This is a genomic window from Streptomyces sp. 3-6, from assembly GCF_056323165.1.
Genome location: NZ_JBWHZP010000002.1, coordinates 318,245 through 334,458, shown reverse-complemented (window position 1 = coordinate 334,458; position 16,214 = coordinate 318,245). Strand labels below are relative to the sequence as shown.

Here is a 16,214-nt window from a genome sequence, read left to right as displayed (position 1 = left end):
CCGTCAGCCCCGGCCGAGGTGCACCGACCAGTCCTGGCGCGCCGCGGGCTTGCCGTGCAGGTCGGGGACCTGCTTGAGCCAGTCGGGCCGGCCCTGGCGGGTGCGGGCGGCGCGCCGGGCGTTCTCCTCCGCGAGTTCCCCGGCGCTCGGGAAGTCCGTGGGCAGCCAGTCCGCGGACGCCCGCACCCGCGCGAGGAGGTGGCGCACGTAGGCGTCCCGGGCCTCGTCCGCCGTGGCGAAGGCGGGATCGTCGGCCAGCCAGGCGTCGGGCACCTCGGCGGCGACGGCGCGGAGCAGGTCCTCGGTCACCCGGGGCGCCAGCTCGGCGTCGGCGGCGCGCACGTCGGGGCCGTAGGAGCCGAGCGCGTGGTGCCGGAAGTCGTAGCGCCTGCGCGGGTCGAGCCCGTCCCAGCGGTGGTGGAACACCAGGGCGGCCCCGTGATCGATGAGCCACAGGCGCGGTGGCACGGTGCCGAGGGTCGGCCAGACCATCAGGTTGGAACTGTGCACGGTGCGGTCCACGTTCACGGTGAGCGCGTCGAGCCAGACGATCCGGCCGGCCTCCAGCGGATCGACGGGGAAGACCTCCGCCACCTCCGGGGTGAAGTCCCGCGCGCCGGGCAGGAAGTCCATGCCGAGGTTCACCCCGGCGCTCGCCGCGTGCAGCTCGCGCACCTCCTGGTGCGGCTCACCGGCCGCGATCGCCGGGTCGAAGTGCACCAGCACCAGCTCGGGGAAGCGCAGCCCGAGCGCCCGCGCCAGCTCCCCGACGATCACCTCGGCGACCAGGGCCTTGCGCCCCTGCGCGGAGGCGGTGAACTTGACGACGTACGTCCCGAGGTCGTCGGCCTCGACGAGCCCCGGCACGGAGCCGCCCTCCCGCAGGTGCGTGAGGTAGCGGGTGGCGGTGACCTCGGTGAGCATCCCGCCAGGCTACGCGACGGCCTCCCGGGACGCCGCCGTCCACGGTCCCGGGTGCCGGGGTCCCCGCTCCCCGCCGGCGCGGCGTGCCAGCGGTATGCCAGCGGGAGGCAGCCGAACGGTGAGCGGGGTCGGCTGGACTGGGCGAGGTAGCCACGGCGGCCCCGGAGACGGTGGTCCGCCCCGACCCCTTCGGGAGACGTCATGGACAAGAACCTGAGCACCCTCGCCGACGAGATCCTCGAGCTCGAGGCCGAGACCTTCGAGATCTCCGACTACTCGGACGCCAGCGAGGTCGTGCTGGCCGGCTGCACCAGCACCAGCTCCACCTCGACGTCCAGCTCCACCTGCAGCACCACCTCCTGCTCCGCCTGACTCCGGCGGTGCGCTGACACCCGGTTCGCGCCGTCCCCGTCCGGGGCGGGGCGGGCCGGGTCTCAGGCGTGCCCGGACACGGGTCGCCTGACGGGGCGGAGCGGCCGGCGGGGCGGCCGACGGCGCGGAGCGGCCGGCGGGGCGGAGCGGCCGGCGGGGCGGAGCGGCCTGCGGGGCGCCCGCGGGGGCGGGGATGAACTCCTCGGCACGGTTCGGCGAACACCGGGTCGCGCAGGCGCTTGCTTTTCACACGACGGACGACCCCGCGACGCCCCGGCCCCCGATCCTCTTCGGCGCGGCTACCTGTAACAATGCTGTGTGCGCTGAAAGTTGACGATGCGTCAGTGACCGGAACTCGTCCACAGGTGATTCCGTGACCACCCCTTGACCCCCGTTCTACGCCGGTAGACACTCACGACTGCCACAAGAACGACGGCGTCAGCACGCAACCGCTTCACACTTTCCGCCTCTCCCCCGCCCGGGGCGAGAAAGGGGCGCACGAGTGAGCCACCGCTCCCCGGTGGGTCAGGCACGGTGACAGCACCAGCGGTCCGCCAGGGGCCGGTCGCCGGCCGAGGCGGCAGGAGTTCGAGGGTCAACGGGGGAAGGCTGTGCGTTTTCAGTTGCTCGGCCCGCTGAGCGTGACGGACGGGTGTGACGCGGTGGTCCTGCCACCGGCCAAACCGACGTCCCTGCTCGCGGCGCTGCTGCTCCGGCCCGGCGAGGTGGTCCCCGTCGACCGCCTCCTGGAAGCGGTCTGGGGGGAGAGACAGCCGGCCACCGCGAAGTCCGCGCTCCAGAGCTGCGTGCTCCGCCTGCGCCGCCTGCTCGCCAAGTACGGCATCGCGGAACGGATGGTGGTCGCGGTCGCCGGCGGCTACCGCCTCACCGCCGACGCGGATACCCTCGACCTGCTGCACTTCCGCCGCCTGACGGCCGAGGCGTCCGGTGCGGGCGAGGCCGAACTGCCGTTGCTGCGCACGGCTCTCGGGCTGTGGCGCGGACCGCTCCTCGCCAACGTCCCCTCGGAACTGCTGCACCGCGACGAGGTGCCCCGGCTCGCCGAGCAGCGGCTGCGCGCGCTGGAGCGGGTCTGCGAGCTGCAGCTGGCGCAGGGCCGGTGTCGTGAGGTCCTCGTGGACCTCTGGGAGGCCACCGGAGCCCACCCTCACCACGAGGGCCTGTCCGCGCAGTTGATGCGGGCCCTGTACGGAGCGGGACGGCAGAACGAGGCGCTGGCCGAGTACCGCCGGATCCGCGGCCGGCTCCGTGACGAACTCGGGGTCGACCCCGGCCCGCCGCTCCGGGCCCTGGAACTGGCCATCCTGCGGGGCGAGGAGCTGCGTGGACTCCCGCGGGGGGAGGCCGTGTCGGCGGGGCTGACGGGGCCGACGGGGTCTCCGGGGCCTACAGGGCCGGCCCCTGCGGCGGGTGCCTCGGCTGGGGCGGCGGCCTCTGCTGCGGCTGCCGGCGCCGCTCGGGCCGTCGTTGCGGATCCGGTGGCCGACGCCGCTCATGCCTCCGGGACCGGTGTTCCCGGCATCTGGGGTGGCTACGACGCCTCGGGTGGCTACGACGTCTCGGGTGGCTACGACGCCTTCGACGGCTCGGGCGGGGTGCGGGGCGGCACCGCGGTGGGGTGCGGGGCCGGAGGCGGTCCAAGCGGCCGAGGTGGTCTAGGTGGTCGAGGTGGTCGAGGCGGAATCATTTCGACGGACGGGGGCGGGGCCGCGGCCTTCGCGGGGCACCCCGACGGCCCCCCGGACGCATCCTCCCAGCTCCTTGGTGGCCCCTCCGACATCCCCGGTGGCCCCTCCCTCCACGATGACCGGCCCGTCGGCCTCGGGGACCCGTCCTTCCCCACGGAGCCCCGGTCGGCCGGCCACCCACCGTCCGGCTCCGACGACCAGGCGTACCGCTCCGGCGCTCGGCCGTCCTCCCCCGGTGAGCAGCCGGACCGCCGGCTCGTCCCGGCCGGCGGTCCGGCCCACGGCACGCCTCTCGCACCCCGGCTGCCGCACGTACCCGGCTTCACCGGACGGGCCGGCGAGACCGCCGAACTGGTCGCTCGGCTGAACCGGACCGAGCGCGCGCCGGACGACACCGCCCCCGTGCTGACGGTGATCTCCGGTGGCCCCGGAATGGGCAAGACGGCGCTGGCCCGACACACCGCCCACCTGGTCGCGGACCGGTATCCGGGCGGTGCCGTGCTGGTGTCGCTGACCACGCCCGACGGGACGCCCCGGCCCGTCGAGGAGGCGGCGGCGGAACTGCGCTCCCGGCTCGCGCCCAGCCTGTCCCGCGGCGCCTGCCTGGTGGTGCTGGACGACGTGATGCACCCGGACCAGGTGCGCCACCTGCTCGCCGGGACGTCCGCCCAGACCGCCCGGGGGGCCGTCCTGGTGACCAGCCGTCGGCGGCTGGCGGCCCTGGTCGCCACCCACGGCCCCGCCGTGCTGCACCTGGGCGCCCTGCCCCGGCAGGAGTCCCTCGACCTGCTCGCCCGGGTCCTCGGCAGGCCGCGGGTGGCGGCGGAGCCCGCCGCGGCGCGTGCGCTCACCGACCTGTGCGGGCACGTCCCGCTGGCGCTGCGCATCGTGCTGGCCCGGCTGCTGACCCGTCCTGCCCAGCGCCTCGCCGACTGCGCCGCCTGGCTGCGGCGGGACCTGCCCGCCCGGCTGGCGCTGCCCGACGACCCCCGGATGTCCGTACCGCTGCTCCTCGACGACGCGTTGCGCCGACTGCCCGCGCCCTTGGCCGACGCGCATCTGCGGCTGGCACGGCTGGACGGGAAGCTGACCCCGACGGAGGCGGCCGACGCGCTCGCGGTGCCCGAGACCCGTGCGGAGGAGGTGCTGGAACAGCTCCTCGACCGCGGTCTCCTCGACGAGGAACAACCGGGCCGGCTACGGATGAACACGCTCTTCCGCGCGCACGCGCTGCACCGCGCCACCCGGTCGGGCGACGCCGCACACCCCCTCCCGCCCGTGGCCCGGCACGCCCTGCCGTCCGGGGCCACCTGACCGACCCGCACCCCGGCCCGCACGGCCGGCACGGCCCGGCACGGCACCGGTGGGCCGTGACCCTCGCACCTCCGACCTCACTCCTGCGCACCCACGAACGGATACCCATACCGCCGGATACCGACGCAAAACTCTGCATACCGACGGACCGCACTCACGGAGCGACGGATCACGTCGGACACGACTGCCCGAGGACCGCTTCCCCACCACTTCCCCACCGCTTCCCACGGCTCCCCCACCCCTCGTCCACCCCTCGTCCACCCGCATCGGCCGCCAGGCCCCCACCCGGAGGTACGACCCGAGCATGTCCACCACGCCGTACGAGGAGACCGCGGACACCCGGCCCAGGGTGCGCCGCGACGTGCTGTTCACCGAGACGCCGGGCGGCGTGATCTTCCACAACGCCGACGGGGGATTCCAGGTCACCTCCCCCTCCGCCTACCGCTTCGCCACGCTCCTCGTCCCGCACCTGGACGGCAGCCGGACCGTGGCCGAGATCTGCGCCGGATTCAAGGACCCGCAGAAGGCGATGGTGGGCGGGCTGGTGAAAGCCCTCTACACGCGCGGTTTCGCCCGCTCCGTGCCTGCTCCCGCAGGGCCGGACAAGGAGGGTGGGACGCGTGCGGATGCGCTGCCACCGGCCGTCGCCGACCGCTTCGCCCAGCAGATCGCCTACATCGACCACTACGCCGACGGCGCCGAGCGCGCGTTCGCGGCGTTCCGCGGGACCCGGGTGGCCGTCCTCGGCGACGGTCAGGTCGCGCGCTGGGCCGCCCTGTCCCTGATCCGCAACGGCTGCGCGTCCGTGGCCGTCGAGGAGGCCCTCGCCACGGGGCACGCCACCGCGCGGGACCTGGACGCCGTGCGGGCCGAGGCGGCGGAGTACACGGCGCAGGGCAGCCCGGCGGAGGTGACGGTGCTGCCCGGCGCGGGGGCCGGTCCCGGCCGGGAGGGCTGGGCGGCGTTCGAGGGGTACGACGTGGTGATCGCGGCGTGCGGTCGCGACGCGTTCCGCACGGCGGTCGGCCTGCTGAGCGAGGGTGTCCCCGAGGGCCGGGTACTGCTGCCCGCGTGGACGTTCGGCGGCCGTGCCGTGGTCGGTCCGCTCACCACGGGGGCCACCGGGGACGCGGCGGGCACGGCGGGCTGTGTCGCCTGCGCGGCCCTGCGGCTCGGCGCGAACGGTGGCGCGGCGGACGCCGCGGTGGCCGCCGAGCTGTGGAGCGGGCTGGCCCTGGACACGGGCGGCGGGACGACACCGCGCGGCCCGCTCGCGGCGATGCTCGGCAACCTGCTGGGCTACGAGGTGTTCCGGCTGGTCACCGGCGCACTTCCGGCGGAGACGCGGGGGCAGGTCCTGGTGCAGGACATGGCGTCCTTCGACGTCCTGGCGGAACGGTTGCTGCCGCACCCGCGCTGTCCCTTCTGCCGCCCCGCGCCGGCGCTTCCCGAGGCCGTCGACCTGACGGCGGCACCGCCGCGGCCGGCCTTCGAGCCCGTGGTGGCCGCCGCACCGGACGACGACGCGACCGAGGGGCCGCTCGCCGAACTCGACCGCCGCGCGCTCGCGCTCCGGCCGTCGGTCGGCGTGTTCACCCGGTACGCGGACGAGCCCCTCACCCAGACCCCGCTGAAGGTCGGCGCCGTCGAGGTGGGACTCGGCGCGGCCGGCACCCGGACCGTGGCCGCCTTCGACGTGCAGCACACCGCAGGCGCCCGGCTGCGGGCCCTGGACGCCGCCGCCGCGGTCTACGCCGAGCACGTGGTCCCCGCCGTCACCGTCCCGGCTTCCGTTCCCGGGACGGCGCCCGGTGCCACTCGGGCGGACGCGCCTGAGGCGGACCGGGCGGGGCGGGGGGTGCGGGCCCAGGCCCACCCACTGCCGAGGGTGTCTCCGGACGCGCTGACCACGGCCACCGGGGTCGGGGGTGATCCGGTGGCCGGCTGGGTGGCGGGCACCTCGCTGCTGACGAAGGAACAGGTACTCGTGCCCGCAGGTGCGGTGCGGCCGTTCGGGCCGGACAACCAGGACCGCCGGTTCGAGCCGTCCCGGGCCGGGGCGGGAGCGGGTGGCGGAGCGCCGGAGGCCGCGGCGGCCGGGCTGCTGTCGGCGCTCGCGCACGACGCGCTGCGCCGGTCGGTGCGCGGCGCCGACCGGGTCGCACCGCTGGCCCCGGCCGAGGTGGCCGGGGACGCGGAAGCCGTCTTCCTGCTGCGGTCGGCCGGGCACATGGGGCTGGACGTCGAACTCCTCGACCTCGGCGAGGCGGACCGCAGTGGGGTCTCCGTCGTTCTGGCCAGGACCCGTCCGGACGGGGCGGGCCCGGACTCGGAGGCCCGGGACGCCTCGGCGGAGGCCGGCGGACCGGTGCCGTGGGCCGTCGGGGCCGCCCTGGACCGGACCGCGGCGGTGGTCGACGCGCTGCGCGACCTGCTCGGCACCGTCCAGCTCGCCGCGGAGGGGGTACTGGGTGAACCCGACACTGGGGACCCGCTGCTGGCCGACCTTGACGCGGCACTGATACCGGTCACCGCGGAGCCCGGGCCGGCGGAACCGGTGGAGGCGGGGGCTGCGCACGCGGGTGCTGCGCAGGCGGCGGAGGAGTCGGGGGCGGCGGAGTCGGGGGCGGCGGAGTCGGGAGCTGTGGGACCGGGGGTGGTAGGGCCGCCGCCCGCTCCGGTGTCCTGGACGGACGTACTGGAACGGCTGGCCGCTGCGGGACGGGACGCCGTGGTGGTGCCCACCCACGCCGCCGACCTGCCGGCCGCCGGGATCCACACCGTCCGTGTGCTGCTCACCAAGGCGGCCGACGATGACGACTGACCTCGCCGGATCGGGGACCGCGCCGAACGCCACGGCCGCCGCCCCGCTCCCCGCGCACGGCACCGGTGCCCGCCCCGGGACCACACCGGCGGCGCTCCGGGCCCGTGACGCCGCCTGCCGCGACTTCGCCGCCGAACTGGGCCGGGCGCTGGCCGAGTTGACGCCCGCGCCCGGTCCGCCGCCCCCCACCGTGGCGGTCGGATCCCTCGGCGTGCGCGACGCGTTCGGCACCGCGGGTACGTACTTCGGCCCCGCGGATACGTACGCGGCGCACCCGCCCGAGGGCGGATCCGGCGGGGCCCGGGCCGGAACCGCCGCCGGCACCCTTCCCGTCCACCTCTACGGCCGACACGTGATCGTCGGACCGTGGCCCGCCGGGGGACGGTCCGGCTGCGGCACCTGCCTGCGGCGCCGCTGGCAGTCGGTGCGCTCGGTCGGTCTGCGGGAAGGGCTCGAACTGCGGGGCGGGACCCGGGAAGCGGGCCCGTGGCCGTACCTGGTCCCGTTCGCCGCGCACGCCGTCGCCGCCCTGATCGCCCGGCGGACAGCCGACCTGGCCGGGGAGGTGGGGCGGCCGTTCCCCGACGTGTGGCTGGTGGACCTGGAACGGCTGACGGTGCGTCGCCACCCCCTGGTGCCCGAGCCGGACTGCCCCGAGTGCGCGCGACCGGAGCCGGTGACCGCCGAGGGGGCGGCCCTCGACCTGCGGCCCGCGCCGAAGTACCGGGCGGGCGCCGCCAGGGTGCGTCCGGTGGACGCGTACGGCCTGGAGGTCGACGCGTTCGCCAACCCGCACTGGGGCGCCGTCGGACCGTCCGTCGTCTGCGACGTCACCTCGCCGACGACCTCCGCCACCGTGGGCTGCTTCTCCAGCCGCTCGGGCGACTACCTGCGCGAGACGTTCTGGGGCGGCCACGCCGACACCTACCACGACAGCACCCTGATCGGGGTGCTGGAGGGCCTCGAACGGTACGCCGGGATGCGGGCCCGGGGCCGTGCCGTCACGCTCACCGCCACGCTGGACGAACTCGGCCCGGACGCCGTCGACCCACGGCACACCGGCCTGTACACGGACGCGTTCCACCGGGCGAACCCGTGGGTGCCGCCCTTCGCTCCGGACCGCCCGGTCCCGTGGGTGTGGGGCTGGTCGCTGCGGGACGCACGCGCCCGGCCGGTACCGGAGATCCTCGCCTACTACCACAAGCCGGGTATCGAGCACCGGTTCGTGCAGGAGAGCTCCAACGGCTGCGCCTCCGGGGGGAGTCTGGAGGAGGCCGTGCTGAGCGGGCTGATGGAGGTGCTGGAGCGGGACGCCTTCCTGCTGGCCTGGCACGGGATGCAGCCGCTGCCCGAGATCGATCCGATGACCAGCGCGGACCCGCGCACCCGCTTCATGGTCGAGCGCATGGCCCTGTACGGCTACCGGGCCCGCTTCTTCGACACCCGGCTCACCTTTCCGGTGCCGGTCGTGACGGGCGTGGCGGAGCGGTTCGACGGCGGCCCAGCCCGCATGTGCTTCGGCGCCGGGGCCTCCCTCGACCCGGAGGCCGCGCTCGCGGCAGCCCTGTGCGAGATCGCCACCGATTCGGTGCAACTGCTCCAGCGCTTCCGGCGCGACGAGGCCGCCTACCGCGCTATGGCCGCCGACTTCACGCGGATCACCAGCCTGCACGACCATCCGCTGGTGTACGCGGTCCCGGAGATGGGCCGCTTCGCCGACTTCCTGCTGCGCCCGGCGCCCGGCACCCGGCCGTCGGAGCCTCGGGAGGTGGCCGCGCTGCGCTGGGACCGCGCGGACGGTACGGGACCGGACGTGCGGGACGACCTGCTCGCCGCCGTGGACGCGGTGACGGAGGCCGGGTTCGACGTGATCGTCGTCGACCAGACCGCACCCGAGCAGCGGGCCCTCGGGCTGCACACCGTGAAGGTGCTGGTGCCGGGTCTGCTCCCGCTCGACTTCGGCTGGAGCCGGCAGCGCGCCCGGCACCTGCCACGGATGTTCACCGCGCTGCGTGAGGCCGGCCTGCGGCCGGACGACCTCACCCCCGCGGACCTCAACCCCGGCCCCCACCCGTTCCCATGACCGGCCACCGCACCGCTTCGCATGGAGAGCGCAGCCCGCGCCGCCGGTGGCGGCCGTTGCGCCCGTGGCGCCGGTCGCGCCGGTCGCGCCGGTCGCGCCGGTCGCGCGTGACTGTGTGGCGCATGTGGTGCATGTGCCAGGCGTGGCGCAGGGGGCTTGTGTGGCGCGCATGGCGAGAGCACCGCTCGCGAGGAGAGCACCAGTCACAAAGAGAGCACCGCTCACAGGGAGAGCACCGCTCGCAACGAGAGCGCTGCTCACGCCGCGAGCCGCCCGGCGGCGCGCCGAGAGGAAAGAGCACCGCTCCCGAGAGAGAGCACCGCTCACATGTCCGCCTGCACTATTCCACGCCCAGAGCGGAGAGCACTGCTCGCAACAGCGTGCAGCGCACGCATACGAGAGCGCCGCTCACATCAAGAGCACTACTCACAAGGAGAGCGCCGCTCGCATCACACGAGCCGCCCGCACCCGCATCAAAGATCGAGAGCACCGCTCTCCATGGAGAGCACCGCTCAGACCGCCGCTCAGCTCACGTACACCCCACACCCAGAGCCCCCACACCCGGAGCAGAGAGGACCGCTCACACCGCAGCGTGCACGGAGAGCACCGCCCGCACCGCGAGCACTGCTCTCGCATCGCACACACCGCAAGCACCAGACCCGCCACTCGCCACCCGCCACCCGCGCCGCAAATACCACACCCACCAGACCCGCCACCCGTACCGAAGCACCGAAGCGAGAAGGAAAGGGGGATGCCATGGGGTACGCCCATGAGTACGCGCACGCGGTCCTGCACCGCGGCCGCGTCCCGATGGAGCCCACCGACCACGTCGTGGACTGGGACGACGGCCCGCGCAAGGGCAAGTTCTACCCCGCCGCGCCGGCGTTCGCCCTGCCCGGCACCGAGGACCTGGCCGACGTCCCGGTCGCGCCCGGGCTGCTGCCCGACTCCGTTCCCACCCGGGATGCGGACCGCTCCCCCGGGTTCACGGTGCCGTTGCTGTCGGCGATGCTGCGGGACTCCTACGGCCTGACCGGGCGGCGCCTGGGCATCCAGGCCAACACCGACCTGCCCGGGCTGCCGTTCCACACCCACGCCAACTGGTCGCGCGGCACGGCGGGCGGGGGCGGGCTCTATCCGATGGCCGTCCACTGGGCGTCCGGCCCGTCCGCTCCGCTCACCCCGGGGCTGCACCACTACGATGTCCAACGACACGCACTGCAACGGTTGTTGACCGGCGACGTCACGCACCGGGTGCGGGGCGCGCTGGGCGGTGCCGACGCCCCCGCCGACGCCCGGGACACCGACCAGTACCTGATCCTTTCGGTCAAGTACTGGCAGAACTCCTTCAAGTACAACAGCTTCTCGTTCCACGTGGTCTGCACCGACCTCGGAACCCTGGTGCAGACGTGGCGGATCTGGGCGGCGCCCCGGGGCCTGCGGATCGCGCCGGTGCTGTGGTTCGACGAGCCCCGGCTGAACGAGCTGCTGGGCATACCCGGGGAGCAGGAGGCGGTGTTCGGCGTGGTGCCGCTGCACTGGGCGGGCGCGGCGCAGCGGCGTACCGCTGCCGCCCGGGGCGGGTGCCCGCGCACGGATCCCCGGCACCGGCCGGCCGTACGCCACCGGGACGCCGAACGCTCCCGCAGGCTGCTGGAGTTCGACGCGTTGAACGCCATGCACGCCGCGACCCTGGCGGGTGCCACCGCCCGACCCGCCCCCGGCGCACTGGCCGCAGCCGCCGCCACCGATACGGCCCTCAGAAACACGACCGCCGAGACCACCACCGACCCCGCCCCCGACCCCGACGTCGCCCCCATCGCCGCACCGTCCGGCGCCCCCGCCACCCCACGCGTCCCCCTCCCCCCGCCCGCCCTCCCCGACACCGGGGTGCGCCGGGCGCTGCGCGAACGCCGCTCCAGCTTCGGACGGTTCGACGCCCGGCGCAGGACCGGGGCCGGGGAACTGTCCGCCGTCCTGGCGGCCTGCGCGCAGACCCGGCTGGCCGGTGACAGCGACCCCTCGGGCCGCCTCCGCCTCGCCCGGCTCTACGCGTTCGTCAACCACGTCCAGGACGTGGCGCAGGGGGCGTACGCCTACGACCCGGAACGGAACGAGCTGCGGCTCGTCCAACCGGGCCCGCAGGGGGAGTTCCTGCAGCGGAACTACTTCCTCGCCAACTACAACCTGGAGCAGGCCGGTGCCGTGCTGGTGCCGACGGTGCGCACCACGGCCGTCCTGGACGCCGTCGGGGACCGCGGGTACCGGCTCGCCGTGGGCACCGCCGGGGCCGTCGCCCAGAGCTTCTACGTGGCCGCCTCCGCGCTGGGGCTGGGCGCGGGGGTGGCCCTGGGGTTCGACAACGTGTCGTACGCCGAGCGGCTGGGGCTGACGGGGAGCGACGAGGCCCCGCTGCTCATCATGGCCCTCGGTCACGAACGGCCCGGTTCCGCCGACTTCCGCCACGAGATCGCCTGACGCCGCAGAGGACTGCCCATGACACCCACCGAGTCCGGAGCCCCGGGTCTCCCCGCGGCCACCGGCACCGTCCCGGAGCCGGCACGGCAGCACCCCGGGACGGCCGCCGCCCCCGCTCCCACCGCCCCGCCCGCCTCCGACGCGGCACCACCCCCCGCCGCACCACCCGAAGCCGCCCCCACCCGCGCACCCGCACCGGCCCCCACACCCGCCGACGCCCCCGCACCTCCCACCCACCTCGACAGCACCCACCCCGACAGCACCCACCCCGACGCCACCCGTCCCGACGGCACCCGTCCCGACGCCCCCCACTGGGAACCCGGACGCCGCTTCGTGCTCCGCGCGGCCGGACTGCCCGTCGAGAGCGTGCACGGGCTGCGCTGTCCCGGCACCCGCCGCTGGGCCGACGTGGTCCTGGCCGAGGAGGAGCGGCTGCGCGCGGCCGGGGCGGACCTCAGCGACCTGCTGCACACCCTGGTCAAGGCAACCACCGGACCGGAGGAGGCACCCGGGGACGCCGCCGTGCGCCGGGGGCTGATCAACCTGCGCCGTCAGGTGTTCAACAACCGTCTCCCGGCCGACCCGGAGGCCGCCGTCCGCCTGGTGACGGACCGGGACGCGGAGGCCGGCCGGCGCACCGCCGCCTGGCTGCGCGACCGCGCGCGGCTGGCGGAGCTGCGGTCGGACGGCGAACAGCTGCTCGCCGGTGAACTGCGCGACAGCCGCCGGGCGTTGCGCGAGGCGCTGGCCGACGAGCGGCTGCGCGCCGGGCTGCTGCTGGCCTCCCCCGCCCTCGACGGCCGTCTCGACGCGTACCTGAACGACACGGCCGAACGGCCGGGCAGCAGGTTGCGCAAGATCGAGCGGTCGGCGTTGACGTACCTGTACCGCACGGCCTGCAAGACCAGCCCGTTCAGCACCCTCACGGGCGTCGGCCTCGGCTCCTTCGCGGGTCCGGCCGGGGACGACGGGGCGGCCCTGCGCTGCGGCGACACCTGGGTGAGCCACGTCCGGCTCAACGTGGTGGTGCTGACCCGGCTGACCGAGCTGATCACCGCCGACCCGGAGCGCCGCCGGGATCTGCCGCTGGTGGTGTCACCCGGCTGGGGGCGCGACGCCGACCGCATCCGGTACGTGCGGCACGTGACGACCGCGGGCGACGACCGCGCGGCCGTGACCTTCGACGCCGTGCGCGACCGACTGTTCTTCCTGCGCAGCAGCGGCACTTTGGACGGCATCCTGGACTGGCTGGGCGGACGCGCGGAGCCGGTGCGCCACCGGGATCTGGTGGACCGGCTGGAGCGCGAGCACGGCGCCGGGCGCGAGGAGTGCGAACGGTACGCGTCGGCCCTGCTGGAGCTGGGCATGGTGCAGGTCGCGGTGCTGCGCACCGACGTGCACAGCCGTGACCCGCTGGACTCCTACCGGGCAGCGCTGCGGTCCCTGGCGGTGCCCTGGGCGGACCGGCTGGACGGCCTGCTGGACGGCCCGGCCCGGTGTCTGGCCCGCTACCCCGGGGCGGACGTCGCCGAGCGCCGGTCCCTGCTGGCCGCCCTGCGCGCCGGGCTGCTGGAGGCGCAGCGCGACCTGGGGGCGGACGATCCGGTGCTGCCGCAGACGCTGGTGTACGAGGACGTCGACACGGGCGGCGAGCTGGTCTGCGGTCCGGACGTGCTGGGCGGGGACACCGGGCGGGCGCTGCGGGCCGTGGAGGGCGTCCTGCCGCTGTTCGACCTGACGCTGCCGCACCGCATCACCCTGCTCGGCTTCTTCCTCGCCCGCTACGGCCGCGGGGGCCGCTGCGACGACGTGCTGGGCCTGGTGCACGACTTCCACGAGGACTTCTTCGACCAGTACGTGTCCTTCACCGGCCGGCGCGTGCCCTTCGACGCGTCCGGTGCCTACGTGCCGGAGGAGAACTGGCTGGGGCAGGAGGAGATGCGCACCCTGGACCGTGCGCGCCGCCTGTTCCACGACGGCATGCGCGCCCTCTGGAAGCACGGGGAGACAGCGGAGGAACTGGAGCTTCCCGGCGCGCTGCTCACCGGCACGGCTGCCGAACTGAAGCCTCTGGCCGGGCACTTCACGCCACAGAGCCACCACCTCCAGCTGGGCCGGCCGCCCGGTGAGCCCGGCCGCGACCTGGTCGTCCTCAACAAGTCGTACGGCGGACTCGCCTTCCCTTTCAGCCGGTTCACCCACCTGTGGGATCCCACCGGCACGGAGGACGAACCGACCGACGCCGCGGACACGGCCAACACTGCCAACACGGTCACCACGGCCGACGCGGCCAACTCGGCCAACGTCCCCGAAGCGGCGCACACTGGACACGCGGCCGACGCTCCGCACGCAGCAGCGGGTCTGTCGGACGCGCTGCGCCAGGAGCTGGCCGCCCGGGCGCCGGAGGGCGCGGTGTTCGCGGAGGTCACCGGCGGCCCGGTGAGCAGCAACCTCAACCTGCACGGCCGGCTGACCGGGCACCACATCGTCTGTCCCGGTGAGACGAGTTCGGTGCCGGAGGACGCCCGGATCGACCTCGACGACCTGTACGTCGAGCACGACGAGCGGGCCGGGCGGCTGGTGCTGCGCTCGCGCCGCCTGGGCCGGGAGGTCGTCCCGGTGTACCTCGGCTATCTGGTGCCGATCGCACTGCCGGAGATCCCGCGCACCCTGTTGCTGCTCTCACCCAGCACCATGGCGCCCGTCGACGTGTGGGCGGGCGTCCCGGAGGGGGAGCCCGTCGACGGGGTCAACCGCAGGCCGCGTGTGCGGCACGGCAACGTGGTGGTGAGCCGCAGGAGTTGGACCGCCGACGCCGGGGTCCTTCCGGTCCGCGATCCCGCGGCCGGTGAGGAGGAGCACTACCTGGCCTGGGTGCGGTGGCAGCGGGCGCACGAGCTGCCCGACCGCTGTTTCGCCACGGTGCAGGCCCCCGACCGGGGGCCGGTGGGAGCCAAACCCCTGTACGTCGACTTCGACAGTCCGCTCTCACTGTCCGCGTTCGAGGCGCTGGTGGAGCGGGAGCCCGGCGTCCGGGTGACGTTCCGGGAGATGCTCCCCGCCGAGGACGCCCTGCACCTCACCTCCGCACGCGGCCGGCACGTGGCCGAGCTGGCCGTGGAGACCTTCACCACCCGCCCCCTGCCCTCGTCTCCCACGGAGGTCTCCCCGTCATGCCCGAACTGACCCGTCCGACCGAGCCGACCGCCCCGGCCCATCCGACCGATACGACCGGGCTGACCAACGCGACCGACCCGACCCATCCGGCCGGGCTGACCGACCCGACCGAGCCCGCCGCGTTCCGGCCGGGCCCCGGCACCGATCCGTCCCCCTGGCTGGCGCTGCACGTCTTCTACGCCGCCAACCCGCAGCCGCTGCTGGTCAACTGCGTGCGCCCGCTGGTCGAGGGGCTCACCGCGGACGGCCTGCTGTCCGGCTACTTCTTCATCAACTACTGGCTGGAGGGACCGCACGTGCGGCTGCGGCTCCGGCCGAGCGGCCCGGAGGCCGAACCGGAGGTGCGCCGCCGCGCCGAGGAGGCGATCGACGCCTTCCTGACGTCCCGCCCGGCGCTCTACGAGGTTGACTCCGGCTTCCTCAGGGACTTCTACAACTCCCTGTTCGACATCGAGTTCCCCGGCGAGGACCGGGCCCGCTACATGGGCCCGGACGGCCGGATGAACCTGCGGCCGAACAACTCCCGCTCGTACGAGGTCTACGCGCCCGAGTACGCCAAGTACGGCGGCCCGGCCGGGGTGGAGCTGGCCGAGTGGCACTTCCGGCACTCCAGCGACCTGGTGCTGGAGGCGTACCGGACCATGAACCTGCACGTGCGGACGGTGCTGCTCGGCACGTCGGCGCAGCTGATGATGGTGATGGCGAGCTGCTTCCTGCCCGAGGAGGACCGGCTCGCGGACTACCTGGACGCCTACTACGCCTTCTGGCACCGGTTGTTCCCCGGCACCGACTTCATCGGTTCCACCGAGTACGAGCGCACCTACGCGCAGATGGCGCCCGCGCTCGGCGCCCGTTTCGCCTTGCTGCGCGGGGTCGTGGCGGACGGGGGCACGGACCGGCTGCCGCCCTTCCTGCGGCGCTGGGCGGAGCACTGCCTGGAGCTGCGCGCGCGGGTGGTGGAGCTGACCGAACGCGGGGACCTGGCCTTCCCGGCGTGGGAGGGGCCGGCCCGCGAGGACGCCGGCCAGGAGCGGGCCGACGACCCGGACGCGGCGCCCCTGGTGACCGTCACGCACGTGCCGGCGGTCCTGCCCCGCCTGCTCTCGCCGTACATGCACATGACGAACAACCGGCTGCACGTGACCATCCGGGACGAGGCGTACCTGGCCTTCGTCCTCGGCCGTGTCCTGCGGGAACCGGAGGCCGACGGGGAACGGAGAGACGCCTCGTGAGCGCCACCGACCGCCGGGCCCCCGGCACCCCGACGCCCGACCGCCCGGACCGCCCGGAGCGGGCGGACCCCGCGCCCGACGGAACCGCCCGCGGCGGCAGC

General features: G+C 75.0%; 8 protein-coding genes. 7 read left to right on the top strand and 1 reads right to left on the bottom strand.

What is annotated here, in order from left to right; all coding sequences use genetic code 11:
* Nucleotides 1–3 precede the first annotated feature (3 nt).
* Nucleotides 4–924 (bottom strand): HipA family kinase, encoded by a 921-nt coding sequence (locus AC02VZ_RS05625; RefSeq protein ID WP_432054912.1) that lies wholly within the window; start codon nt 922–924, stop codon nt 4–6.
* A 201-nt stretch (nt 925–1,125) separates the two neighbouring features.
* On the opposite strand from AC02VZ_RS05625, the gene AC02VZ_RS05620 reads away from it, so the two are divergent.
* From AC02VZ_RS05620 to AC02VZ_RS05590, 7 genes are all read left to right on the top strand, one after another.
* Nucleotides 1,126–1,296: a thiazolylpeptide-type bacteriocin gene (locus AC02VZ_RS05620; RefSeq protein WP_103543201.1), complete on the top strand. Its 171-nt coding sequence runs from the start codon at nt 1,126–1,128 to the stop codon at nt 1,294–1,296.
* Between the two features lie 611 nt (nt 1,297–1,907).
* Nucleotides 1,908–4,319, top strand: coding sequence for an AfsR/SARP family transcriptional regulator (locus AC02VZ_RS05615; RefSeq protein ID WP_476474692.1), 2,412 nt, complete (start codon nt 1,908–1,910; stop codon nt 4,317–4,319).
* A 304-nt stretch (nt 4,320–4,623) separates the two neighbouring features.
* On the top strand, nt 4,624–7,143 hold the full coding sequence (locus AC02VZ_RS05610) for a TOMM precursor leader peptide-binding protein (protein ID WP_476474691.1): 2,520 nt from the start codon (nt 4,624–4,626) through the stop codon (nt 7,141–7,143).
* Complete coding sequence (locus AC02VZ_RS05605) at nt 7,133–9,226, top strand: TOMM precursor leader peptide-binding protein (protein ID WP_476474690.1); 2,094 nt, start codon at nt 7,133–7,135, stop codon at nt 9,224–9,226. Before AC02VZ_RS05610 ends, AC02VZ_RS05605 begins: the two co-directional genes overlap by 11 nt.
* A 756-nt stretch (nt 9,227–9,982) precedes the next feature.
* Complete coding sequence (locus tag AC02VZ_RS05600; RefSeq protein ID WP_476474689.1) at nt 9,983–11,704, top strand: nitroreductase family protein; 1,722 nt, start codon at nt 9,983–9,985, stop codon at nt 11,702–11,704.
* An 18-nt stretch (nt 11,705–11,722) separates the two neighbouring features.
* The gene (locus AC02VZ_RS05595; protein WP_476474688.1) at nt 11,723–14,890 is read left to right on the top strand and encodes a lantibiotic dehydratase; all 3,168 of its coding nucleotides are present in this window, start codon (nt 11,723–11,725) and stop codon (nt 14,888–14,890) included.
* On the top strand, nt 14,878–16,113 hold the full coding sequence (locus AC02VZ_RS05590; RefSeq protein ID WP_476474687.1) for a lantibiotic dehydratase C-terminal domain-containing protein: 1,236 nt from the start codon (nt 14,878–14,880) through the stop codon (nt 16,111–16,113). The genes AC02VZ_RS05595 and AC02VZ_RS05590 overlap by 13 nt, the downstream gene beginning before the upstream one ends.
* Nucleotides 16,114–16,214: the final 101 nt, after the last annotated feature.

Bases quoted from the DNA above. Each gene is read 5' to 3' on its own strand.
- AC02VZ_RS05600 (WP_476474689.1), top strand. From the start codon at position 9,983: ATGGGGTACGCCCATGAGTACGCGCACGCGGTCCTGCACCGCGGCCGC.
- AC02VZ_RS05595 (WP_476474688.1), top strand. From the start codon at position 11,723: ATGACACCCACCGAGTCCGGAGCCCCGGGTCTCCCCGCGGCCACCGGC.
- AC02VZ_RS05590 (WP_476474687.1), top strand. From the start codon at position 14,878: ATGCCCGAACTGACCCGTCCGACCGAGCCGACCGCCCCGGCCCATCCG.
- AC02VZ_RS05610 (WP_476474691.1), top strand. From the start codon at position 4,624: ATGTCCACCACGCCGTACGAGGAGACCGCGGACACCCGGCCCAGGGTG.
- AC02VZ_RS05625 (WP_432054912.1), bottom strand. From the start codon at position 924: ATGCTCACCGAGGTCACCGCCACCCGCTACCTCACGCACCTGCGGGAG.
- AC02VZ_RS05605 (WP_476474690.1), top strand. From the start codon at position 7,133: ATGACGACTGACCTCGCCGGATCGGGGACCGCGCCGAACGCCACGGCC.
- AC02VZ_RS05620 (WP_103543201.1), top strand. From the start codon at position 1,126: ATGGACAAGAACCTGAGCACCCTCGCCGACGAGATCCTCGAGCTCGAG.